The organism is Paenibacillus sp. M2, from assembly GCF_046713495.1.
Classification (GTDB): Bacteria; Bacillota; Bacilli; order Paenibacillales; family Paenibacillaceae; genus Paenibacillus; species Paenibacillus amylolyticus_B.
Map to the genome: position 1 here is coordinate 4,808,518 of NZ_CP169648.1, position 24,424 is coordinate 4,832,941.

The following is a 24,424-nucleotide window of genomic DNA, read 5'->3' on the forward strand; positions in this document are numbered from 1 at the left end:
CGTTTAATTTTCGACACAGCGAGTTAAATTCCTCCTGTCGAAAATTATTTTTCTTTATTTTTTTTCCTTGATCCTATATAATAAATAATTTATTTCATTATCCGATATATTATGTTTGCTTTCGACAAAAAAGAACCTCAAGGCTGTTTAACCAGCCTTGAGGTTCTTATCGGTTTCCTTTTTCATCATAACGCCAGCATCTTGTAACATCCATTCAATGAAGCAACCGTAACCCGATTTCGGATCATTCACGAATACATGAGTAACTGCACCGATCAACTTACCATTCTGTACAATAGGGCTGCCACTCATGCCTTGAACGATACCTCCGGTCTTATCCAGCAGTTTCGGGTCTGTGATTCGAAGCACCAGACCTTTCGTTGCTGGCTCGGTTTGATCTGCCACATGAACAATGTCAATGGAGAAGCGTTCAACTTGTTGACCGTCAACCACGGTAAGTATTTCGGCCGGTCCTTCCTTTACTTCATGAGAGAAAGCAACGGGAATACCTTTCGAATACAAACTGTGCTCAGGATTTCCGGACATTTTACCAAAGATACCAAAAGCCGTATTACGTTCAATATTGCCCAAAATTTTGCTTTCCTTGAGGAAATGAGCACGTTTTTCACCCGGATCACCGGTCTCACTTTTAGAAATGGATGTCACATTGGACTGAACAATCTGGCCACTACCCACAACAATAGATGTTTGTGTGTTCATATCTGTAATGACATGGCCCAGTGCACCGTATACGCCCTGATCTGGAGCATAGAAGGTAAGTGTGCCAACACCGGCTGCAGAATCACGAATGTACAATCCAAGCCTCCACGCTTGATCCTCGGAGTCATACGCCGGAGTTAATCGTGTCTTCACCGTTTCCTTACCACGTTTTAACACAACATCAATACCTTTTTTACTTTTCCCTGCAAGTTCAACGGCTTCAGAGACACCTGCTACGCCATCAAGACGTTTACCATCCATATGCGTAATCAGATCTCCGAGCTTAATGCCTGCGGTTTCTCCTGGTGATACACGCTCATCCTGCCCAGAGTGGACCAGATGATGACCTACAACCAGAATGCCTGCTGATTTAACTTTGACGCCAATCGTTTGACCCCCGGGTACAACACGCAAATCCGGTATCACATTCACATGGACTGTTTTGACCGGAATTTTACCCCACAACTTCAACGTTAATTTGGCATGTCCCGTTTGTTGAGGGTGAAGATGCAAAGGTTGTTGCCTGGTAACATGCATCGCTGCCTGATCATCCAAACCAACGATATCTGGTCGATCTACAACGGCGCTTGAAACAGCAGGTACAGCGAGCCGGACATCCGCTTGCCTGCCAGCAAACACCTGCAATTCATCCGGCAGTGAAGCATAACTTTGCACAGGCTGAATGGCCTGGCTAATCACACAAAGAAAGAAGGCAAATAAAAGACCTAGCAATTTCTTCCTGAGGGGGAAATTCAATGGCTGTCACACTCCCTTTGCTTCTTTCGCTTGACGAAAGGTGGTCGCCAATTGCGTACCTATAAGATAACCTCGCCCCCAGGCTTTTATTACTGTCAATCATTACGCCAGCCGTCCGTTTCACCCTTTTTTGGCTTCCGCCAAATTCAGCATTTCCTGTGCGTGATGCAGCGTTTTTTCTGTAATTTCCACGCCGCCCAACATACGTGCCAATTCCTTCACTCTGCCTTCGTCTGACAGCGATTCCACCTGCGTCATCGTCCGTCCATCGTAAACATGTTTCTCAATGAGATACTGATGATCTGCCATACAAGCCACTTGTGGTAAGTGAGTTATTGAGAAAACCTGACAAGTCGAAGACAAGCGGAACAGTTTTTCCGCAATGGATTGAGCTGCTCTACCACTAACTCCGGTATCAACTTCATCAAAAATCAACACAGGTATCCGGTCATGTCGTGCAAAGATACTCTTCATCGCCAGCATCATTCTCGACAACTCACCACCTGAAGCAATTTTGCCAAGTGGTCGTAATGGCTCGCCCGGGTTCGGCGAAATCAGGAATTCCGCATTGTCCGCACCCTGACGATTCAGACGAATACGACGTCCATTCCATTCAATGCCCTTCGGATCTTCGAAAGGAGTAATCTGAACACGCAACGTAGTCCGCTCCATTTGCAGATCCTTGAGCTCGCTTTCCACCTGTGCAGCTAGTTCCTCGGCGCATTGTTTACGAACCTTGCTGAGCTCTTCAGCAGACTCCATCACAAGGTTAAGCATTTTGTCACGTTCAGCTCGCAATTTCTCCAGCCGTTCGTCCTTGTTCTCCAGTTGGTCGGTTTCATGGCTAATCTGATCATAATAACTCAGAATAAGTTCAACACTGTCCCCGTATTTCCGTCTGAGGCCAGAAATCAGATTCAGCCTTTGCTCCACTTCTTCCAGCCTTGCCGGATTAAATTCAATCTTCTCCCGGTAATCCCTTAATTGAAATGTCGCATCTTCCAATTGATAAAATGCGGATTGCAATTGTTCTACAATGGGTTGCAGTCCTTTGCTATCATATCCAGAAATGTCTTCAATTCTTGAAAGAGCAATGCTCACAGCTTCAAGTCCGCGTTGACCACTGAGCAGATCATATGCACCAGCAACACTGTCCATCATTTTCTCACTATGGGATAGTTTGACCCGTTCTTCCCCGAGTAATTCATCCTCGCCTCGTGTAAGGCTTGCCGCTGCGATCTCCTCAAGCTGAAACCGATACATGTCCAAGAGTTGATATGCCCGCTGACTGGACTCCTGAAGCGCACGCAGCTCTTTTTCCGCCGTGATAAACTTGCTGTAGCGCTCCTGGTACTTCGCTTTGATCGGTCCAATTACTTCCGAGCCATAGGTGTCGAGAAGCCCCAGATGGCTCTCAGCGCGCAGCAAACTCTGATGTTCATGTTGTCCATGAATATTGATCAGCTTCTCGCCTACTTCCCGCAGCATGGTCAGATTGACCAATTGCCCATTAATGCGGGACGTACTTTTCCCCTGTGTGTTCAGTTCACGTCGAATGACCAGATGCTCTTCAGGCTCACAATGGATACCCAACTTCTCTAATGTCTGCCATACCGGATGACTTTGCTCCATCTCAAACAAGGCTTCCATCTCTGCCTTCTCACATCCGTACCGGATCAGATCAGCAGAACTTCGTCCACCGGCAATTAAGCCAAGTGCATCTATAATAATCGACTTCCCTGCACCCGTTTCCCCTGAAAGTACATGGAATCCCGGATGGAATACAACGTCCACTTCTTCCACCACAGCCAAATTACGAATCGATAACGTAACTAACATCTGCAAAAACACCTCCGGATGACTAACTCAGAAATTATGTTTTTGAACCATTGATTAAGCAATGTAACCCATGATCCGCTCAATAACGGTCACACTGTTACCTTCAGTCCGGCAGATAATCAGAATGGTGTCATCTCCACAGATCGTGCCCATGACTTCATTCCACTCAATATTATCAAGCAGAGCTGCAATGGAGTTGGCTGTTCCTGGCAAACATTTCATCACAACCAGATTGTTTGTGTGATCAATGTGCAAGAAGTTGTCAACAAGTGCACGCTTCAACTTTTGAATCGGATTATATCGTTGATCTGTCGGCAAAGAGTACTTGTATCTTCCGTCATCCATCGGAATCTTGATTAACAGAAGTTCCTTGATATCCCGGGATACCGTCGCCTGAGTCACCTGAAAACCTGATTTGCGTAGTGCTTCAACCAGATCATCCTGGGTCTCAATTTCATTTTGACTAATGATTTCACGAATTTTGATGTGCCTTTGTCCTTTCATACATGCCTCCAGTTAAATGTATTGCAATAAAGCAGCATTTGTAATTCGCCGCAGACTTTGCCCTGCAATGTTCATTCTTTTATATTAGTCCAGATCATCCCCATCATACACATCTTCCTGATAGTCCATGAGCCTGATTAACTTAATATCGGAATCCTCCACGTCAACATACAGCAATCCTTCACAGCCAGGATATAACAACAGGTAATTGAGGAATCGATCCCTTAGCGCAGGGCCGGTCATTTCAATTGGCTGTCTGCGACGAGACGTTTTCACGAGGTATCTGAGATCCTCACGTTCTGCAACATAATCAATGAATAATCTGCTGTAATAAACGGATTCATTGGCCTCAAAAGCCAGAGGGACTTTCATTTTGCCACCGATGACTTCGTAACCCTGTGCTTCAAGCAAATCCAAGGCCGGGGAGTCCTGAATCTTCACGTTCAGTTGCATTCCAGACAAGCTTACCGGCGTCGGTCGGTTCACCCAATTACGCAAGCCAAAGAACAGCCACAAGATCAAACAGACAGCAAGTACACCTATAACGATTGTGTCATATTGACCATCCATTATCGCTCACCTCGAAGACATATTCGAGGTTCAGTAACGATTTCCCTTTACCTCAATCACCTTTCCAGCGAAAAGAAACCCATCTTATGATGAGTTTCCCGTAAATGTATGAGCTGCTTCCTTTGCAACTTGCTCCGCAAGTGCGTCAAGTGAAGCTGGATCGATCTCTGGTTGTGTTGCCTCTGGTGCTTCCAGACGCCAATGTGCGAGAAATTCTATATTACCTTCTCCACCGGTTATCGGTGAAAAAGTTAAACTTTGCAGATGCAAACCAAGTTGACTGGCAAAATGAAGCATCGTCTGCAATACATCCTTGTGTACCTTCGTATCACGTACCACACCGGACTTGCCTACTTTTTCACGCCCTGCCTCAAATTGAGGTTTAATCAATGCAACGATATCTGCAGGTTGTTTCAAAAGAGCCAGAAGTGGCGGCAATATGATTCGCAGTGAAATGAACGACACATCAATGCTCGCAAAGTTCGGCACGGGTCCCGTCAGATCTTCAGGAGTCACATAGCGGAAATTAGTTCGTTCCATAACAGTAACCCGCTTATCATTACGCAAAGACCAGTCGAGCTGATTATACCCCACATCAATAGCGTAGACGTGAGATGCGCCATGCTGAAGTGCACAATCCGTAAATCCACCGGTGGATGAACCAATGTCGAGCATGACAAGTCCATTCATATCAAGGCCGAAATGACGGATCGCTTTTTCGAGCTTTAATCCGCCTCTGCCGACGTAGGGATGTACCGAGCCTTTAACTTTCAGCTCGGCTTCCCTTGGAATTTTCATGCCCGCCTTTTCGATCGGCTCATTATTGGCATATACCAGTCCAGCCATGATTGCAGCTTTTGCCTTCTCACGACTTTCATAATAGCCCTGCTCAACCAGCAGAACATCAATTCGTTCTTTCGGGAGTGACATGTCTGTCTCCTATCATGTAAATTTACGAAGGAAAACGTGTTTTGGGTATGCCATAAGATGATTGAACAGCCATCTTGCGCAGTTCAGCACATACATTTTCAACGGTAAGACCCACTTCCTCACGTTGTTCCTTAATACTGCCATGCTCGATGAAGCGATCCGGAATCCCCATCAATTGTACATGAACATCATGCAGTCCCTGTTCTGCATAAAATTCCAGCACTGCACTACCCATGCTGCCTGCTTGGGATGTTTCTTCAAGTACAATCAATTTGGTGCCTCGAACAGCTAAATCACGCAACATTTGCTCGTCAAGAGGTTTCAGGAAGCGAGCGTTGATTACGCCAGCTGTGATACCTTCCCGCTTCACCATCTCCGCTGCTTCTTCTGCAAGCTGCACCATCGATCCTGAAGCGATGACAGCATATCCCTCCGATGGACGCAGTTGCTCCCATGATCCGATTGGAATCGGAACAAGTACATCATCCAAAGGTACACCGACCACATTGTTTCGTGGATAACGGTAAGCAATTGGACCTTCATTATAATCAAGCGCCGTTTTCATCATATGACGCAATTCATTTTCGTCTTTTGGCATCATCAGAACGATATTTGGAATATGACGCATAAATGCCACATCATACACCCCTTGATGTGTTTCCCCATCCGGACCAACAAACCCGGCACGGTCAATGGCAAACATCACGTTAGCGTTATGTCGGCAAATATCATGTACGATCTGATCATATGCACGTTGCATAAACGTAGAATACACGGCAAAGACCGGCTTCAAGCCTTCCATAGCCAGTGCAGCACACATGGTTGCCGCATGCTGTTCTGCGATCCCTACGTCAATCATGCGGTCAGGAAATTCCTTACTAAAAGGAATGAGACCTGATCCTGTAGGCATTGCTGGCGTTACAGCTACGACCCGCTTATCCTGCTTCGCAAGATCAATTAACGTTTGACCAAACACTTCCGTGTACATCGGTTTCCCCACAGCTTTCAGCACTTGACCGGATTCAATTTTGTACGGAGAAATCCCGTGCCACTTGTGTGAATCGGCTTCTGCTGGCTGATAACCTTTGCCTTTGGTCGTGAGCACGTGAACGAGCACAGGACCATCAACGTTATCAGCCTGTTTGAAGGTTTCAATCAATTTGGGAATATCGTGTCCATCAATTGGACCCAAATACGTGAAGCCCAGTTCTTCAAAAAGAACACCTGGTACCATCATATATTTGACACTATCTTTGATCCAGCTTGCCGATTTGGCCAAACGATCCCCAATAGCAGGAATTTTTTTAAGCATGCCCTCGACATCATCTTTCGCTTTCAGATAATGACGATCCGAACGAATTTTGCTCAAATATTTATGCATGGCCCCAACGTTTGGAGCAATGGACATTTCATTATCATTCAGAATAACCATCAGTTTTCTCTGCTCATGACCGATATGATTGAGAGCCTCAAAAGCCATACCACCTGTAAGCGCTCCATCACCAATCATCGCGATAACTTGGTTGTCCTCACCCTTCAGATCACGTGCAAGGGCCATCCCCATCGCAGCGGACAATGAAGTACTGCTGTGTCCAGCTTCCCATACATCATGTTCACTTTCGTTGCGTTTGACAAACCCGCACAGGCCGTTATGTTGACGCAATGTATCAAAGCGGTCCATACGTCCTGTCAGAACTTTGTGCACATAAGCCTGATGCCCTACATCAAAAATCATTTTGTCTGCTGGACTGTTATAGCAGTAATGCAGGGCTACCGTGAGCTCAACCACGCCTAAGTTGGGTGCGAGATGCCCACCTGTAACAGACAGTTTCTCAATCAGAAACTGCCGGATCTCTGCCGACAAAAGGGCAAGATCATCCTGAGACATCGACTTTAGATCACTGGGTTGTTTAATTTGTGGAAGCAGCACGAGAATCTCCCCGCTTTCCTAGATTGTTTAGTTATTGTTGTAAATCGATATATACATGATGAATCAAATGACATTAAATCATTATAACATAAAAGAACAAGAATCATAATTTACTGCACTATACTCCCGATAACGAGCATTCTCGCCAGCAAGTTATTTAAAATTCTTCTCCATATGTATTCCCGCATCCACTCGGGACAGACTTTTTCCATCTACTCGGAAAAAGGACATTACATTTATTACACGGTTATACAGGTTTTGAAACAACGCGTTTTATTCGAATCTAATGGTCTCGACTCATCAGATAATCTGCAATTTCCAGCAATCTGGATGCATCAGGTAACTCGGCTCTTTCAAGTGCATCTTTTGCAGATTGGGTAAGGGATTTCACTTCATCTAGAGAAGCGTCCATGCCAATAAAATAAGGATACGTTACCTTCTGCTGATTCACATCGCTCTGTGTTTTTTTGCCCATCTTCTGCTCGTCACCCGTCAGGTCGAGAATATCATCCTGAATCTGGAACGCCAGCCCCAAATCACGGCCAAACACACGTAAGGCTTCCAATTGTCCTTCCGTTGCTCCACCAATTCGTGCTCCAGCAATGAGTGAGAAAACAATCAGGTCACCCGTTTTGTGCAAATGAATATATTGGAGCTGTGAAAGATCAGTCATGCCTTGCTCACCTTCCATATCCGCAACTTGGCCGCCGACCATGCCTCTTGCTCCAGCAAGTTCGGACATGTCCTCTACGATGGACAGCAGCGCATCTGCCGCCACACCACTACGGCGTCCAGCTTGAACAATGCTATAAAAAGCATGGGTTAACAGCGCATCACCTGCCAATATGGCTGTTGCCTCACCATATACCTTATGATTCGTTAATTTTCCCCTGCGGTAATCATCATTATCCATAGCAGGCAGGTCGTCGTGGATCAGTGAATACGTATGAACCATCTCCACGGCGCAGGCTACCGGCATTGCAGCTGTACGCTGTGCACCGAAGGCTTCCGCCGCAGCAACGACCAGAAGGGGACGAAGGCGTTTACCTCCGGCCATGAGTGAGTACTGCATCGCATCCGACAACGATTGGGGTACATCCCAGTGAACAGGAAGCGTGTGTTTCAACGCTTCTGTCACCTCAGCTGTAACCTCTTCGAGGTATGCTTGAAACGAAGGACGATTACTCATGGACTTCACCGCTCTCATCGTAAGCAGTTCCGAAAGGCTTCTTGCGAAGCTCTCCATCTTCTTCTACGATCATCTCGATCTTGCGTTCCACTTGTTCCAGTTTCAGTCCGCAAAGTTGCGAAAGCTTCATCCCGCGTTGAAACAGATCGATGGCCTGTTCCAACGGAACATCACCATGTTCCAGCTGACCTACGATGTCTTCCAATGCCGCCATCGCCTCTTCAAAATTCAATTCCGGTTCATTCGCCATGGGTATTGTCGTCCTCCTTCATTCCCCAAACCTGACAGTCCAGCTGTCCGTCTGTTAATTTAATCTTAATTGAATCTCCAGGCTGTACATCCTTCGTTGACTTGATCAATCGCTGTTCTTGCTCATCATAGACAAGGCTGTATCCCCGTGACATGACTTTAAGCGGGCTAAGCGCATCCAGATGCCGCACAGATGATTTCCACTGTTGCTGCTTCGATCTGGTTATAGACCTGATCGCAAGTTCCAGTTGTCTGCGTGCTGCCGCATTCTCACGGCGTGCTGCATTGACCTGCTCACGAGGATTGAATCGTTGCAGTGCTGCCCGCAGACGCTCCTGCTTCTCTCCTGTCCATTTCATGCGCGTATCCACTGTTCTCAAAAGCCGTTGGTGCATCATATCCAGTCGTTCCGTATGCTGCATCAACGTACGTCTTGGATGCACCAGCACTGGCGAACGCTGTAATCTTGCGAGCCGTTCACGATTATGTACAGCACGCTGACGTAAGCTGTGCTGTAACTGGCGCTGACGTTGTCCGATCTGATCAAGCAACTCAGCTCGATTAGGTACAGCTAATTCAGCTGCTGCTGTAGGTGTAGCCGCACGCAAATCGGCTGCAAAATCAGCAATAGTAAAGTCCGTTTCGTGCCCAACCGCAGAAATGACAGGAATATCCGAAGCGACTATTGCTCTTGCCACAATCTCCTCATTAAAGGCCCACAACTCCTCCAGTGAACCGCCTCCGCGTCCAACGATAAGTACATCGGCTTCTCCCATCCGGTTCAAGTTGCCAATGGCTTTGACAATGGAAGGTGCTGCACCTTTGCCTTGGACCAGAACAGGATACAAAACAACTTTGGCAGAAGGGTATCTACGCTGGAGTGTGATCATGATGTCCCGTACCGCCGCTCCCGTCGGTGAAGTTACAACCCCGATGGTCTGGGGATAACGAGGGATCTGTCTTTTTCGCGAAGGTGAAAATAACCCTTCATCCTCAAGCTTTTTCTTCAGCTGTTCGTAAGCCAGATACAGACTTCCAATTCCGTCCGGTTGCATCTGGGTAGCGTAGAATTGATACTGCCCATCCCGTTCATACACCGAGACATTACCACGGGCAATAACCCTTGCACCCTCCTTCGGTACAAAGGGTAATCGCTGGTTATGGGACGCAAACATAATCGACTTAATCCGGCTGTCCTTGTCCTTCAATGTAAAATACATATGGCCGCTGGAGTGATGTGTGAAGTTCGAAATCTCCCCGCGTAGCCAAACGTCCGACAGGACCTGATCCGATTCCAGTTTCATTCGAATATACCGGTTCAGGTCTTTGATGGAGTAGATCTTTTGATCTGCCACAGACAAAACCCTAGGCCAATCCGTGAGCGCGCTTGGCAGCGATCAATGTATTTTGCATCAGCATTGTGATTGTCATCGGACCAACACCACCTGGAACGGGTGTAATTGGACCAGAAACTTCTTTCACACTCTCGAAATCAACGTCTCCTGCCAGTTTGCCATTCTCCAAACGGTTCATGCCGACATCGATAACCACAGCACCCGGTTTCACAAAATCAGCATCCACAAAGTTTGCACGACCGATGGCTACAACTAGAATGTCCGCCTGGCGTGTAATTTCTTTCATGTTGGCTGTACGGGAATGACACATGGTTACTGTCGCATTCTCACGTTGGAGCAACAGGGATACCGGTTTGCCAACGATGTTGCTTCTTCCGATGACTACCGCATGTTTACCGGACATTTCCAATCCAGTGCGCTTGATCAGTTCAATTACACCCGCTGGGGTACATGGAAGCAGACTATCGTCCCCAATAACAAGATTACCAACATTGACTGGATGGAACCCGTCTACGTCTTTATCCACGGCAATTGCATCAATAACCGCTTTCTCTTCGATATGTTTCGGTAGTGGGAGTTGCACCAAAATTCCGTTAATGGATTGTTGATTGTTCAGCTTGTCCACCAGCGCAAGCAGATCTTCTTGGGACGTATCTGCATCCAAGCGATGCACTTCGGAGTAGAAACCGAGGTCGTGACATGCTTTTTCTTTATTACGCACATAGACTTGGGATGCCGGATCTTCCCCGACGAGCACAACAGCCAGACCAGGTACTACCCCCTGTTCGCTAAGCTGTTTTACTTCTGTTGTCATGCTTGCGCGGATCTCTTGGGATACTTCTTTACCGTTAATAATAGATGCTGTCATTGTACTCTCTCTCCCTTATGTGAATATAAAATTAGAGGTTGTTCAAAAAGCCCGCTTTTGATTACGAAGGATACTGAAAACCGGTCTTTTTGAACACACACTATAATTAATCATAACTTAAGATAATTTTGCTTTAATGGCGTCAACTTCCTGAATCATGCGTCCAAGTACACCATTGACGAATTTACCGGATTCTTCTGTACCAAAATATTTGGACAGTTCAATCGCTTCATTGACAGATACCTTTGCCGGGATGTCATCACGGAACACCATTTCATACGTGGACAGTCGTAGAATCTGGCGATCTACACGTGACAGACGGCTAATCTGCCAACCTTTCAAATAATCCACAAGCAAACCGTCAATGGCTTCCTTATTGTTCCAGGCTCCTTGTACAATCTCAGTAACATAAGTACGCATTACATCTGCATCGCGGATAACTACTTCAGTTTCATTATCTTCAGCAGCTTCATTGATCAACATGTTCACAGCTTCTGCTGCACCTACCTCATTCATTTCCATCTGATACAGACTTTGTACTGCAATTTCCCTTGCCAAACGTCTTTTCATGTCCTGCCTCCTGCAGCGCTCCGCCTGGAGCGTCATCATGCTTATTTTATAATCCATGCATCCATCTCATCAAATCCTGTATCGGTTAGATCGATGGATTACACGGTATTGTTATTGTTATCCCTTTTCACAAAAAAACCTGCAATACGTTTCCTCCAAAAAACGGGCAACCTAAACTACAGCTCTATTTTCGGAAGAAACATATTGCAGGGTTCAGGTAGGTCACTTAAACGGACGCCAGCGATCGCCCAGCCATTGTCCCCACTCCCTCCAGGGAATGGACGAACCCAGCTTCGAATCGCTTCGTCTGCCTAACGTATAACCAATGAACACCAAGAGTGCAAAGAACAACATATCCCAAAAACCGATCCATACATAAAGAAACCCAAAAAAGATGCCGCCGATAATTCCGGTAATTCGGCCTCTGTGACTATCCCAAATCTCTTTCCACAGCATCAGTGAAACTCACCTCATTCCACTCGACTCTTGTAGTTAGGCGACTGGGTCACATTAGCGATATACACCGTGACAAAAGAAACCGGGATGCCCGTAATCTCTTGTACATGATCATGAATCGCCTTTTGCAGATCAGAAGTCAGCGCAGGAATAGGTGTCTCACCATCCACTACTGCACGGATCATAATCTCCAGTCCTGACTCAACCACACGTATGCGTGCCTTGACATCACGTACTCCCCGGAAACGGGAAGTTGCCTTCAAACAGAGATTCTCAATCGTCTCCATCGAAATCTGTACATCACCAAACTCAGTACGTTGATCTACAGACGGCAACGATGCACGCTCACGCCGAACCGAGATGTAGAAAAATCGCAAACTCAGGATAAACAAAATCGCTGCTGCAATAACCGACGCAACAATAACGTTTTGTTCCTGCTGGTAATTCAATTCGTAAGGCAGCACACCGCTAATCAGAAGAATGACGGCTGCCGATATTGCTCCAACGCTTATGCTGTATATAAACAACAGAAGCCGATCCAGTATTTTAGCCACGAACTGCACAGCCTCCCTTGCTCACTAACATGACTTAACCTGTTCACTAGCAAAAAATCAGATCCTCATCTAGCTTTCGCTATAATGAAGACCTGTCCAAGACGGGATAACCCCCGGCAGATGATGCCGGGGGAATCTGTCTTCTTTTATTTTACACGCTGACTGTTCAGGTCGATCTCTTCCACTTTCTCGGTGCTCTTGAACTGAACGTCATGAATGTGCACATTCACTTCATTCACATTCAATCCTGTCATGTTCTCGATGGAACGTTTCACGTTCTGTTGAATCTCCGTAGCTACCTGTGGCAGACGGTATCCGTACTCGATAATTACGGAAACATCAACTGCAGCTTCACGTTGGCCCACTTCAACTTTAACGCCTTTGGAAAGGTTTTTGCGACCAAGCAATTCAGCAAATCCGCCAGCGAATCCGCCACTCATGCCTGCAACACCTTTCACTTCAAGGGTCGCCAATCCAGCAATCACTTCAATAACTTCAGGTGCGATCTGGATTTCACCGATATCCGTTCGTTCAAATTCAGTCGGTAGTGTACTCATAACTGTTCAACACACCTTTCGCGAGATAAGTTTGCGGCCATCCGTCAGGGCGCTGGACTCAGGTTAATCAACCTTCAGACCCTTCCGGTCCGGCTTTACCGGAACTCCTGCAAACATCCGCGAGGTGCGGGCTTATCCTTTGCAGGAGACATGCGCTCTTATTATTCATACTATATCATTTGGGCTACATTATGACAAACAAGCCCAATATACCTTTTAAATCTCGTTTTCTTCAAGAAATTTGATATCAAAGTCACCACGAATGAACGTTGGGTGCTCCAGCAATTTCTGATGGAAAGGAATAGTTGTAGATATGCCTTCAATTGCAAATTCCCCAAGCGCACGCTTCATCTTGGCAATCGCCTCTTCACGATTCGCTCCCCACACGATCAATTTTGCGATCATGGAGTCATAGAAAGGTGAAATGGTATAACCCGGATAAGCAGCACTATCTACACGAACGCCAGGTCCACCCGGTGCAAGGTAGAATCCGATTTTGCCTGGTGATGGCATAAAGTTACGGTCCGGATCTTCTGCATTGATACGACATTCAATGGACCAGCCATTGATAACCACGTCTTCCTGACGGAATGAAAGTGGGTTGCCTTCCGCTACCGAGATCATCTCACGGATCAGATCCACGCCAGTAACCATTTCGGTTACCGGGTGCTCTACCTGAATACGCGTATTCATCTCCATGAAATAGAACTCGCCATTCGGGCTGAGCAGGAACTCCAATGTACCCGCTCCCGAGTAGTCCACAGCAAGGGCAGCCCGTACCGCAGCTTCACCCATCAGTGTGCGCACATCTTCGGAGAGAATCGGACACGGAGCTTCTTCTACCAATTTCTGGCGACGACGCTGAACAGAACAATCACGCTCTCCCAAATGGGCTGCATTTCCGTGTTTATCAGCAATGATCTGAATTTCAACGTGTTTCATACCTGTCAGGAATTTCTCCAGATATACACCTGCATTGCCAAATGCCTTTTGTGCTTCCTGCTGAGCAGCGGTAATCTGCTTAATCAGCGTTTCTTCATCTTCGGCAATACGAATTCCCTTACCTCCGCCACCAGCAGTAGCTTTGATAATGATAGGATATCCGATATCTCTAGCAATCATGATGGCTTCATCCATATTTTCAACAAGGCCATCTGATCCAGGAATAACAGGTACTCCTGCATCTTTCATCGTCTGTTTGGCAACAGCCTTGTCTCCCATTTTGGTAATGGCTTCGGGTGAAGGGCCGATGAATGTAATGTTGCAGGAACCACAGATTTCTGCAAAGTCAGCATTCTCCGCCAAAAAACCGTAACCAGGGTGGATTGCATCACATTCCGTCAGTGTGGCTACACTCATCAGGTTTGTGAAGTTGAGGTAACTGTCCTTAGACAGTGTCGGTCCGATACAATAAGCTTCATCTGCAAGACGAACATGCAGAGAATCTTTGTCCGCTTCCGAATAGACGGCTACCGTTGAGATGCCGATTTCACGGCAGGCACGAATAATACGTACCGCAATCTCTCCACGGTTCGCGATCAGTATTTTTTGAAATTTCATTTCGTTTTGTCCTCCTTCGAAGCTCATGCGGTTAGCTGTTTACCAGCTATAACGGTTATTCCGGTTTCACCAGGAAAAGGGGCTGCCCATACTCGACCAGCTGTCCGTTCTCAACCAGCACTTCAACGATTTCTCCCTTGATGTCCGCATCAAGCTCGTTCATCAGCTTCATAGCTTCGATGATACATACCGTTGTTTTCTCAACAACTTTATCACCAGCGCTCACAAAAGGACCCGCTTCCGGCGAGGAAGCTCTGTAAAAAGTACCTACCATCGGAGATACAATTTTATGTAAATGACTTGTAGTATCGACCTGCGGTGCAGCTTCACTTACCACTGCGGCCGGCTGTACTTGCGGAGCAGCAATCATTTGCGGTTGCACAGCAGCTGCTTGAATATACTCCGTTTTGCCCGGTTTGCGGATCGATAACCGTGATCCTTCATTTTCAATTTCCAATTCTTGAACGGAACTTTCATCTACCAGTTTAATCAGTTCTTTGATTTCACTCAATTTAAACATTTCCATTATTCACTCCTTCGGCATCATGCCAGTCTCACTAGGACGGTCATATGGCTTTATGTATTATATCATAATCGTTAAAAATGGAAAGAGCCCGAGAGTACAACCAGCTCCCGGGACTGCATTTCCATGATTTGGATTACTGTTCTGTGACGTATTGCACGCTGATTTTGTTCTGTGAAACCGCCAATTCTTTCATCACCAGATCGACAATGGATACCGCCTGTTTTACATCCAGTTTGTCACTGAGGACCACAACTTTATACTTGTCGGCATCTTCTTGAACGATCGCATTAGCGAACTGTTGAGAGAGCGTCTCCTCAATGCCAGTGATTTTAGCTTCTTTTTCTTCCAGTGTGCGGAGTTGCTCCGTTGCTTTGGCATTCTCCTCTGGCGTTTTGCTCAGATCACCTGCTACGGTCATCAGTTCCTCATACTTGCGATTGTTGCTCTCTTCACGCTGCCATTGGTAGTTCTGGAACTGGCTGCTTGCAGATGCTGTCGTATTCTGCTCTTCCATTTCCTTGAGGACTTCCTCATCTGTCTTCGTTGCAGTGCCTCCTGCCTGACCGTCTGTCTCCGGTGTTGTTGTTGCCCCTTTGTCGGTCTCTTTGTTGGTTTCTTTGCCTGCCTCACCCTTATTCTCGCCTGGTTCGACAGCAGGTGTTTTCTCTGTATTTCCAGCTTCTTTACCTTCCGTAGCCGCCGGTTCTTCCACAGCGCCAGCCGCACTTGGATCACTTTCAACTTCGCCGCTATTCACCACCTCATTCACAACCAAACCTTCTGTAGGATCAAGAATGCCTGCCGTCTCCTTGGCTTCCCCTTGCTTGATTCCATCCACTTGCTGACTGTCAGCCACCGGCGCGTTGACTGGACCGGAATCTTCAGTGAACAGATAATACGCGGACAAAATGACCATCAGACTCAGCATGGAAACGAGCCATACCGTTTGGCGTTTGTTATTCATTAGAACTTCCTCCTCAAATTAGCTTCAATCTTATGAGAATTGAATCTTGTGATTCAACACATCAGATTAGTCTTGTTTGCGCGGTACAACCGAGATCCGGTAGGCTGCCACATTCAGTCCTTTTTCCACAGCATCGGTTATCAGGTCCTTCACAACCTTGTTCTCTGCACCCCTCGCAACCACAAGCACCCCACGGATCTGCGGTTTGAGCTTTTTGGTCACTATAGGTGTCTGATCCCCTGATATTTCGTACGTAATAATCTCGCCATCACGGGTATATTGCGTCATATGTCGCTTGCCCCCGCTAGCATCGGTTTCTTCGGTAAGTTGCTGAGAATCCTTCACATTCCGCTGAACGACTAATTCCTCTGTGGAATCCACGGTAACCATCACATCAACCGTTCCCACACCAACAATGTTTTCCAGCACACCTTTGATTTTGTCTTCAAATGCAATTTCGATCGCCTGAAAAGGATTCTGTTCTGACGGATCACTCTGTATGGATGCCATGGATGTTGCCGGGTCCGGTGGTTCCCGACCGATATTTTCGGAATCAATTTTTTTGACATTGACGAAGGAATTGAACAGCATGATTCCCACCCCGATCAAACCCAGGATAATCAGCCAGCGGAAGGTTTGATTTCGCCTTGCCCCACCCTCTCCACCACCCATCCAGGTTTCCATCTTTTTGAACCATTGTTTCATCGGACACCCTCCTTCTCAGAGCACTTCAGCACTTTTTGGTTCTGTCACTTGAACGTTGTTCGCATCAACATCCCACTTTTCAGTCAACAATGTAATAATCTGCACCGCATGTTCGGACCTTGTGGATGTCTCACCTTGCTGCTTCGTCTCATCTGTCTGATCACGTATAACAGGTTCGGAAGACGCTTCATTTCCATCACGCTGCCCTCTACTCACATCAATCTGTACATCAGGCACTTCAATCTGACCGATCTGGATGGGCTGCTGTATTTGATGTGTTTCATCCTTCTCGGATTCTGTGTCTGTTCCAAATATGGGTTGTGTATTGGCAGCGATTTCTTGCTGCCCTGCCTTCACTTCTCCTCCTGCATCCTCTCCGGCCATCTCGACCAACACACGCTGGATCACAGGCAGTTCGACGGATGAGGCAGCTTCCATCTCGGTTTCATATTTACTCATTGCCAGCTGTACCTCTACGGATCGAACCTTCGCTCCTGTTGTTTCTTCAATCTGGCCTTTCATGACATTAGCCAGTTCTTTCGCTGTCCATTGTAAGGATTGTTCCTGTTCACCCGCTTGCAGCCGCTTGCCCTGAGCTAATATCTGTTCGAGTGTTGCATTCCCATCCGATGGCGCATCCATTGCCGACATTGCCCGTTTCAGTTCGCCAACCGGATCACTTTTGAGGAGCTTAGTTATGGGTGATAAAAGGGTCAGCAGGATGAGAAGGCTCAGCACAAGCTTGACATAACGTTCCATGGATCGATTGGGCAACAGCATATCCACAAAAGTCGCCAGCAGAACGATCATAATCAATTCCTGGAGCCAGTTGCTCAGCCACCCCATCCTTTCCATCCCCTTTCTTGCCAACATACATTCAGCGCATCATGACAGTCAGATTGCCCGCGGTCAGCAAGATGGTAATTGCCAGAAAAAACATCAGCCCGACGGCTGCGAGCGCCGCAAATACGTAGATCATACTCTTGCCGATGGCCTGGAGGCATCCTACAATCGGGGTGTCTCCAAGCGGTTGCATAATGGCACCAGTTACGTTGTATATCAAGGCAAGAGCCAGGATCTTGAGTGCCGGAAAGGCACATAGAAACAAAATGATGATCACTCCGGTGAGTCCAATTGCATTTTTGACAAGTAAAGAAGCTGTAATTACCGTATCCGTCGCATCCGCAAATGTTCTGCCCACGACAGGGACAAAGTTGCCTGCGATGTATTTGGCGGCCTTCAGGCTAACTCCATCCGCTACCGATCCCGATGCTCCCTGAACCGAGATTACACCCAAAAACATCGTCAGCAGGATACCCAGCAGTGCCACACTAATATTGCGCAGGAGGTCTGCCAGCTGTGTCAGCTTGTACTTGTCAGACAATGAACTGACGAGATGCAGAACAGCTGAGAAGAAGAGTAACGGGAATACCAGCAAGTGAATCAACGTACTCACCAGATGAATCATGAAAATGATGAGTGGATGTGTCACCGAGACGGTGATGACATTACCCATGGACGCAAGCAGTGTGAATAACAAGGGAACCATGGCCATCATGAAGTTGATCATGCCAGTTATGGCATCCTTGGCGTATCCAATCGCCACACTGAAGCTGTTGATTGCAATGATGATGATGACCATATAACAGATGGAATAGGCGATTTTGCTAATATTATTTTTCTCAAATGCAGTCTGAAGCGTCTCCAGAATCATGCTGAGTACGCTTAACATCACAATCGTGACCAGAAGCTTGCCATTATATAAAATTTCATGCAGCATGAAGGTTCCGATCGCCACAAACACTGATTTCAGGCTGAACCCTTCATTGCCGGGGATTAACATATCCATGAAGGAAGGGGTCTTCCCTTCCGGGAAGAAACCACCGTATTGTTGCATCAGTTGATCCCAGTATTTCTCCACCTGATCCTTGGGAAGCTGATCGGCCTGCTGCTCCATCCACTCACCGGAAGGCGAGGTTGCAGTAACCTGTCCCAGGATACCAAACAGAAAACAGAGCATCAGCACAACCGTAAGGCGCCACTGCGGCTTATGATGCATTGATTTCATATGAAGTCCGCACGCCCTTTCTACACCGGCATCAGCTTCATGACGGTTTCGATAATAATGCTGATGATCGGTATAGCAAGTACAAGGATCAGTACCTTACCAGCCAGTTCGATCTTGGACGCAATGCTCTCCTGACCTGCATCCCTGACAATCTGTGCGCCAAATTCAGCGATGTACGCTATGCCAATAATTTTCAGCACCGTTTTCAGATAAATACTTTCCATGCCTGAATTCTCGGCAAGCCGCTTCAACACTTCGATGACTGCACCGATTTTGCCAATCAACAACATGAAGATGACAATGCCGGTCGCGGCAGCAATCAGAAAAGCAAACATGGGTTTCTGTTCCTTAATAACCAGAATGAGCACTGTTGCGATGAGCGCCAAACCTACAACTTGGATAATTTCCACAGGTCACCACCATCCGGCTTCATGACCGTTTTTCATTGAAAAAGAAATATCGATTTGATCTCTTGTAGCAGGCTGTCCAGCATACGGACCACCATGAACAATACAACGACAAATCCGATTACGGTCACCCAGTGAGCCATATCTTCCTTTCCCATTTGTTTCAGTACCGTGTGAATCATGGCGATGATGATTCCGATACCCGCAATTTGAAAGATTGCGTTCACTTCTAGATTCATGACCTTGGCACCTCACTATCCCGGCTATTTCAGAAGATCAGAATGACGATTAACGCTCCGACAAGCATCCCGAGGCTTCGGCTCATTCGTTCATATTTCATTTGATCGGCCTGAGCGCGGGATTCCTCATGCATTAGTTGTTGAATGGCTAACGATATATGTTTGGTCTGATCCTGACGGTCACTTGTGCCAAGGCTGAAGCTTAGTTGCAACATCACTTCCTTCTCGTCAGCCTTCATGGCCGATCTTCCCCACGCCAGATCCACGCCTGACTGCAGACTTTCCCGGGCAGTGAGTCCATGAGGAGGTTCCATCTGTGTAGCTGCATGAAGAAACAGCGTCTTTACAGGTTCTTTGGTCTGTGCTCCCATCTTGCCCATGGCATCGGGAAGTGGAGTGAGCCCATAGTTAATCTCCGTCATTAGTCGCTGGAGGGCTGCAATGAGTTCTCGCAACTGTCTCGGTCTTAATGCATACTGTCTGGCCTTGTAAAAACCGGCGAGGGTGCTGGCTAACAGAATAATTACCGCACCAAACATGTTAACCAAAGGCTTCACCTCCTGCCCCGGTCTGCTGCAACCCACGCATTTTGCCATCAGCCAGCCGAAAGGTCATGCCCCGGCTCGTCCGTTGCAGCTGGACATAACGTTGAAACATCTGCTCCGTAATTAAGGTTCTGAGGGCGGGTCTGGCCGACAGCTCCGATAGGTCACGGCCATGAGCAGTCGCAATCACTGAGACTCCTGCATGCAGGGCTTCCATCACCGCTTCGGCATCCTCCGGACGACCGATCTCGTCCACAATCAGGACATCGGGCGACATGGAGCGAAGCATCATCATCATGCCCTCAGCCTTCGGACAACCGTCCATCACATCTGTTCGGGGACCTACGTCGAAGCCAGGTACTCCTTTGTAGCTACCAGCGATTTCGGACCTTTCATCCACAATGCCCACTTTCAGACGCGGACGTATTCCCTGAACCAGTTCAGTTCCCCCTGTAAGCTTTGTACCACTGCTAATTTGTCTCGCCAGATCTCGCAGCAACGTCGTTTTCCCTTGTTGTGGTGGTGATAGGATCAACGTGTGCAGGACCTGTCCGCTCTTCATATCGAGAAGATAAGGAAGGATACGATCAGCTACTCCATGTACCTCACGGGCTACCCGAACGTTAAACCCGTTGATGTCACGCAGGTATTCGACACGCCCACCGCTCAGTACCGTTCGGCCAGCAAGCCCGATTCGATGTCCTCCAGGTATGGTGATGAACCCTTTGCGCAGTTCCTCTTCCAATGTATAAAGTGAATGGTTACTGATCAGATCCAGCAACCTGTGCGTCACTTCTTTCTGAGGAACATACGCTTCTTCAGGATTCCCGGTTGGACAACCTTGAGGTGTCAGGAAGTGGTATGTGTTGCCTGCATTAATCTCCAGGGGTCTGCCTTCACGAATACGTACTTCCTCCACTTGTTCCAATAGAGCGGGTGGCATTCTTCCAAGAATGGTTCGGATCGGTTCCGGAAAAAGTTCCCTCCAGTTCACCTTCATGAGTAGGCTCCTCCAACCTTGAGATCATTTGGTTCACACTTCTGGCGCTTGTTCATATCTCAAGTTTATGCCTGTACATTTATTTTATGACGCTGAAATCTATCAATTCTTCAGAATACGGTTGAGAGTTGAAACCATAGATGCACCTTCTGTTCTAGGCACCCGTCTAGATGTTCATGCATATAGTAATTGCAGATAGGTAAGTTCCATTCCGGTTCAAAACAGAACTACCGATCCCCAGATACAGAAAGGAGTTGTGGGGAGTGCGAGTTGATGTCGTTGGCAATGTGAATGAAGTACGTACTATTGATATTGCAGGGCGAAGTGCAGTTGTCATTGATGTATTGTGTACGACCAGTACAATTGTTACGGCTCTGGCGTATGACGCTTTGGCTGTGATTGCCGTAGAGACCGTTCCACAAGCCAAACAAATGGAAGTGAAAGATTGCATTCGAGGCGGGGAGCGTTTTGACAAAAAAATCACCGGATTCGAGGTGGGTAATTCCCCCTATGAATATATGACTAAGGACATTGCTAATAAAACGATCATCCTGACCACAACCGATGGAACCCGAGCCTTGATTAAAGCTTCCAGGGCGAAACATGTACTAGCTGGATCATTACTCAATGTCAGGGCTGTCGCAGCAGTTCTCTGTCAACTTCAACGAGATGTATTGCTGTTATGTGCGGGGAATCAGGATGAATTTGCACTGGAGGACGCCTTGTGTGCTGGATGTATCATCGACGAACTGCACCGTCAATCCTGCTCTCCCATCCAACTAAACGATCTCGGCATAGTACTTCATCAGGCGGTATCCCAATGTCAGGAGAGCATCCCGGAGCTGGTGCAGGGATCTGTTAGCGGGCGTAGGCTTGAAAAGTTAGGCAGGGTCCATGACATTTCATATTGTTCTCAATTAAACTTGCTGGATTGTGTTCCCGAGATGGGGGAGGGGAACCTCATGCAACCATATAGAGGCATACGCGGGGAAAAGATGTTCAAGTTGATGTGAGAATGGCCATGAGAAAAAAAAAGGTGTACTGCTGCCCGTTGGCAACAGTACACCTTTGCTAATTTACATACACAGAAGATACTTATCTGCGATCTTGAGGTCCACCGATAACGGCTTGCTCGGCAGTGTCGAGATCATATGCTGTATGCAATGCCTTAATGACGTCATGCAGCTTATCTCCGTCAATAACACAAGATACTTTGATCTCGGAAGTGCTCACCATCTTGATACTCACGCCTTCAGCGGAAATAACTTTGAACATCTTCGCAGCTACACCCGGGTGACTGACCATACCTGCGCCAACAATGGAGATTTTAACGAGGTTCTCCTCAGATGTGACTTCTCGGTAAGGCAAGCGGCTGTGAAGGCCTTCAATGACACGTAATGCGTTCTCACGGTCAGACAGCGCCACAGAGAACGAGAAGTCCGCTTTGCCATCCATCACTCCGCTCTGAACGATAATGTCCACATCCAGCTGATTGGATGCAAGCGCACCAAATACTTCGGCCAGAACTCCTGGTACATCCGGCACACCCAGAATACTGATGCGAGCCACGTTTTTGTCATAGGCAATACCACTAACCACTACGCCTTGTTCCATTGCTGCTTCCTCCTTCACAACCGTTCCTTCATTATGGTTAAAGCTGGATCTTACAATTAAAGGTACACCGGAATGCTTCGCGTACTCTACTGCACGCGGATGCAGCACCGCTGCTCCCAAATTAGCAAGTTCCAGCATTTCGTCATAGGATATTTCCTTCAGCTTGCGCGCAACCTTAACGATCCGCGGGTCCGTAGAATAGATTCCGTCTACATCCGTATAGATCTCACACGCATCAGCCTTAATTGCTGCCGCCAGCGCTACAGCTGTGGTATCCGAACCACCACGACCCAGCGTTGTGATCTCGCCGTCTTCCGTCATGCCCTGGAAGCCTGCAACAATAACAATGTTTCCCTCGGCAAGTGCTGCATTCACACGGTCAGGTTGAATGTCATGAATACGTGCTTTTCCGTGAACCGGCTCTGTGCGGAATCCCGCTTGCCAGCCCGTAAACGATACTGCCTTACGTCCAAGCGCTTGAATAGCCATCGATAACAAAGAGATCGAAATCTGTTCTCCTGTCGTTAAGAGCATATCCATCTCACGAGCAGGCAGATCACTATTCAGTTGTTTTGCCTGATCAATCAAATCATCTGTTGTATCCCCCATGGCCGAAACCACGACTACACACCGATGTCCTTCATCAGCTTTTTCTACAACACGTCCGGCTACACGCTTCATGCGTTCTGTATCTCCGACCGAGCTGCCCCCAAATTTCATGACGTACAATGACAACGCAAATCCACTCCCTACCTTGTGCAGTATGCATAATTAATGTCCATCGTCATTATTCTCTACGAGAAATGACTTTAACCCAGTATATTACGAAAGCGCCTGATAGGCTAATCTTTTTTCGAAAAAACCCTCTGCCAAAGGAATGGCAAAGGGTTGTTAATAACCTTTTTTAGCTTACAAGCTGTGAAAGTTACGCACGGGAAGAGTATTTACCTTCACGTGTGTCAATCAGGAGAACGTCACCTTCGTTAATGAACAAAGGAACCTGTACGTTCAAGCCTGTTTCCACTTTTGCATTTTTGGTAGCGCCTTGTGCAGTGTTACCTTTAACACTTGGCTCAGTCTCGATGACTTTCAACTCAACGCTTGTTGGCAAGTCGATTCCCAGGATTTCACCTTGGTAGCTAACAATCTTAACGACCATGTTTTCTTTCAGGAAGTTCAATTCCCATTCCAGTTGATCACTAGTTAATGTGAACTGATCATATGTTTCGTTATCCATGAATGTGTGCTCTGTACCGCTTGCATACAGGTAGGATACGCCACGGTTTTCGATGATGGCACGACCAATCGTTTCGCCTGCACGGAATGTTTTTTCAACGGTGTTACCGTTACGCAGGTTTTTCAATTTGGAACGTACGAAGGCAGCGCCTTTACCTGGTTTAACGTGTTGGAAATCAAGCACGGTATAGATATCGTTATCTACTTGCACGGTCAAGCCTGTTTTAAAATCGTTTACTGAAATCACAAAAAATCCCTCCTGATATGGTTAAAAAGTAGGTGATATAAGACGATGGATTAATGTTATATGTAAAATGAGCCCAAGAATGGCCACCTCGTTCACTTCGATTGCAGTACCATCCTCGGATCGCTGTTATCCCCAGATTTTTTGATCCCATTATCAATGGGAAAATTCGGTGATAAAGGCGAACGCTTCGCTTCTTCAGATTGGTTCTGCACTCTCCGTTATGGTGAAATTTCTTATTTTCAATTTAAATAACACATTAAAAATCG

27 protein-coding genes are annotated in these 24,424 nt (G+C 47.0%); 1 reads left to right on the forward strand and 26 read right to left on the reverse strand.

Annotated features, from left to right (window positions below; all coding sequences use genetic code 11):
• Window positions 1–147 precede the first annotated feature (147 nt).
• The 24 genes from spoIVB to spoIIIAA form a co-directional block, all read right to left on the reverse strand.
• The gene (gene spoIVB / locus ACETMN_RS22290) at window positions 148–1,476 is read right to left on the reverse strand and encodes a SpoIVB peptidase (protein ID WP_091018125.1); all 1,329 of its coding nucleotides are present in this window, start codon (window positions 1,474–1,476) and stop codon (window positions 148–150) included.
• A 120-nt stretch (window positions 1,477–1,596) separates the two neighbouring features.
• Window positions 1,597–3,315 (reverse strand): DNA repair protein RecN, encoded by a 1,719-nt coding sequence (gene recN / locus ACETMN_RS22295; protein WP_062835260.1) that lies wholly within the window; start codon window positions 3,313–3,315, stop codon window positions 1,597–1,599.
• 54 nt (window positions 3,316–3,369) lie between these two features.
• Complete coding sequence (gene ahrC / locus ACETMN_RS22300) at window positions 3,370–3,819, reverse strand: transcriptional regulator AhrC/ArgR (RefSeq protein ID WP_017687604.1); 450 nt, start codon at window positions 3,817–3,819, stop codon at window positions 3,370–3,372.
• Between the two features lie 84 nt (window positions 3,820–3,903).
• Window positions 3,904–4,389: a hypothetical protein gene (locus ACETMN_RS22305; RefSeq protein ID WP_091018127.1), complete on the reverse strand. Its 486-nt coding sequence runs from the start codon at window positions 4,387–4,389 to the stop codon at window positions 3,904–3,906.
• An 84-nt stretch (window positions 4,390–4,473) separates the two neighbouring features.
• Complete coding sequence (locus ACETMN_RS22310; RefSeq protein WP_192134009.1) at window positions 4,474–5,319, reverse strand: TlyA family RNA methyltransferase; 846 nt, start codon at window positions 5,317–5,319, stop codon at window positions 4,474–4,476.
• Between the two features lie 22 nt (window positions 5,320–5,341).
• Window positions 5,342–7,249 (reverse strand): 1-deoxy-D-xylulose-5-phosphate synthase, encoded by a 1,908-nt coding sequence (gene dxs / locus ACETMN_RS22315; protein WP_036614362.1) that lies wholly within the window; start codon window positions 7,247–7,249, stop codon window positions 5,342–5,344.
• Between the two features lie 283 nt (window positions 7,250–7,532).
• The gene (locus ACETMN_RS22320) at window positions 7,533–8,456 is read right to left on the reverse strand and encodes a polyprenyl synthetase family protein (RefSeq protein WP_149846724.1); all 924 of its coding nucleotides are present in this window, start codon (window positions 8,454–8,456) and stop codon (window positions 7,533–7,535) included.
• Window positions 8,431–8,688 carry an exodeoxyribonuclease VII small subunit gene (gene xseB / locus ACETMN_RS22325; protein WP_411735157.1) on the reverse strand — a complete coding sequence of 86 codons (258 nt, stop codon included), beginning with the start codon at window positions 8,686–8,688 and terminating at the stop codon, window positions 8,431–8,433. Before xseB ends, ACETMN_RS22320 begins: the two co-directional genes overlap by 26 nt.
• Complete coding sequence (gene xseA / locus ACETMN_RS22330) at window positions 8,678–10,042, reverse strand: exodeoxyribonuclease VII large subunit (RefSeq protein WP_210110444.1); 1,365 nt, start codon at window positions 10,040–10,042, stop codon at window positions 8,678–8,680. Before xseA ends, xseB begins: the two co-directional genes overlap by 11 nt.
• Before the next feature lie 10 nt (window positions 10,043–10,052).
• Window positions 10,053–10,910, reverse strand: a complete 858-nt coding sequence (folD, locus tag ACETMN_RS22335) for a bifunctional methylenetetrahydrofolate dehydrogenase/methenyltetrahydrofolate cyclohydrolase FolD (protein WP_017687597.1) — start codon at window positions 10,908–10,910, stop codon at window positions 10,053–10,055.
• Window positions 10,911–11,027: 117 nt separating this feature from the next.
• Window positions 11,028–11,480, reverse strand: a complete 453-nt coding sequence (gene nusB, locus ACETMN_RS22340) for a transcription antitermination factor NusB (RefSeq protein WP_017687596.1) — start codon at window positions 11,478–11,480, stop codon at window positions 11,028–11,030.
• 222 nt (window positions 11,481–11,702) lie between these two features.
• Window positions 11,703–11,936 carry a DUF2273 domain-containing protein gene (locus tag ACETMN_RS22345; RefSeq protein ID WP_017687595.1) on the reverse strand — a complete coding sequence of 78 codons (234 nt, stop codon included), beginning with the start codon at window positions 11,934–11,936 and terminating at the stop codon, window positions 11,703–11,705.
• A 14-nt stretch (window positions 11,937–11,950) separates the two neighbouring features.
• Window positions 11,951–12,490, reverse strand: a complete 540-nt coding sequence (gene amaP, locus ACETMN_RS22350) for an alkaline shock response membrane anchor protein AmaP (RefSeq protein ID WP_017687594.1) — start codon at window positions 12,488–12,490, stop codon at window positions 11,951–11,953.
• Between the two features lie 146 nt (window positions 12,491–12,636).
• Window positions 12,637–13,047, reverse strand: coding sequence for an Asp23/Gls24 family envelope stress response protein (locus ACETMN_RS22355; protein WP_017687593.1), 411 nt, complete (start codon window positions 13,045–13,047; stop codon window positions 12,637–12,639).
• Window positions 13,048–13,263: 216 nt separating this feature from the next.
• Window positions 13,264–14,607, reverse strand: a complete 1,344-nt coding sequence (gene accC / locus ACETMN_RS22360) for an acetyl-CoA carboxylase biotin carboxylase subunit (RefSeq protein ID WP_091018133.1) — start codon at window positions 14,605–14,607, stop codon at window positions 13,264–13,266.
• Window positions 14,608–14,662: 55 nt separating this feature from the next.
• On the reverse strand, window positions 14,663–15,127 hold the full coding sequence (gene accB, locus ACETMN_RS22365) for an acetyl-CoA carboxylase biotin carboxyl carrier protein (RefSeq protein WP_210110454.1): 465 nt from the start codon (window positions 15,125–15,127) through the stop codon (window positions 14,663–14,665).
• Window positions 15,128–15,266: 139 nt separating this feature from the next.
• Window positions 15,267–16,097, reverse strand: coding sequence for a SpoIIIAH-like family protein (locus ACETMN_RS22370; protein ID WP_411735158.1), 831 nt, complete (start codon window positions 16,095–16,097; stop codon window positions 15,267–15,269).
• A 66-nt stretch (window positions 16,098–16,163) separates the two neighbouring features.
• Window positions 16,164–16,802, reverse strand: a complete 639-nt coding sequence (gene spoIIIAG, locus ACETMN_RS22375) for a stage III sporulation protein AG (RefSeq protein ID WP_091018137.1) — start codon at window positions 16,800–16,802, stop codon at window positions 16,164–16,166.
• A 15-nt stretch (window positions 16,803–16,817) separates the two neighbouring features.
• Window positions 16,818–17,648: a stage III sporulation protein AF gene (gene spoIIIAF / locus ACETMN_RS22380; RefSeq protein WP_179198579.1), complete on the reverse strand. Its 831-nt coding sequence runs from the start codon at window positions 17,646–17,648 to the stop codon at window positions 16,818–16,820.
• Window positions 17,649–17,679: 31 nt separating this feature from the next.
• Entirely contained in the window at window positions 17,680–18,822 is a 1,143-nt protein-coding gene (gene spoIIIAE / locus ACETMN_RS22385) for a stage III sporulation protein AE (RefSeq protein WP_373419868.1), read from the reverse strand.
• Between the two features lie 68 nt (window positions 18,823–18,890).
• Entirely contained in the window at window positions 18,891–19,280 is a 390-nt protein-coding gene (spoIIIAD, locus tag ACETMN_RS22390; protein ID WP_017687586.1) for a stage III sporulation protein AD, read from the reverse strand.
• A 32-nt stretch (window positions 19,281–19,312) separates the two neighbouring features.
• Window positions 19,313–19,516: a stage III sporulation protein AC gene (spoIIIAC, locus tag ACETMN_RS22395; protein WP_017687585.1), complete on the reverse strand. Its 204-nt coding sequence runs from the start codon at window positions 19,514–19,516 to the stop codon at window positions 19,313–19,315.
• A gap of 29 nt (window positions 19,517–19,545) precedes the next feature.
• Window positions 19,546–20,064, reverse strand: a complete 519-nt coding sequence (spoIIIAB, locus tag ACETMN_RS22400; protein ID WP_036614389.1) for a stage III sporulation protein SpoIIIAB — start codon at window positions 20,062–20,064, stop codon at window positions 19,546–19,548.
• On the reverse strand, window positions 20,057–21,061 hold the full coding sequence (spoIIIAA, locus tag ACETMN_RS22405; RefSeq protein ID WP_036674989.1) for a stage III sporulation protein AA: 1,005 nt from the start codon (window positions 21,059–21,061) through the stop codon (window positions 20,057–20,059). The genes spoIIIAB and spoIIIAA overlap by 8 nt, the downstream gene beginning before the upstream one ends.
• A 263-nt stretch (window positions 21,062–21,324) precedes the next feature.
• Between spoIIIAA and ACETMN_RS22410 the strand changes: the two genes are divergently transcribed.
• Entirely contained in the window at window positions 21,325–22,074 is a 750-nt protein-coding gene (locus ACETMN_RS22410; RefSeq protein ID WP_091018142.1) for a 2-phosphosulfolactate phosphatase, read from the forward strand.
• Window positions 22,075–22,156: 82 nt separating this feature from the next.
• Here ACETMN_RS22410 and ACETMN_RS22415 read toward each other — a convergent pair whose 3' ends face one another.
• Together ACETMN_RS22415 and efp are read right to left on the reverse strand one after the other, a co-directional pair.
• On the reverse strand, window positions 22,157–23,410 hold the full coding sequence (locus ACETMN_RS22415) for an aspartate kinase (protein WP_047843625.1): 1,254 nt from the start codon (window positions 23,408–23,410) through the stop codon (window positions 22,157–22,159).
• A 190-nt stretch (window positions 23,411–23,600) separates the two neighbouring features.
• Window positions 23,601–24,158, reverse strand: a complete 558-nt coding sequence (gene efp / locus ACETMN_RS22420; protein ID WP_017687580.1) for an elongation factor P — start codon at window positions 24,156–24,158, stop codon at window positions 23,601–23,603.
• Window positions 24,159–24,424: the final 266 nt, after the last annotated feature.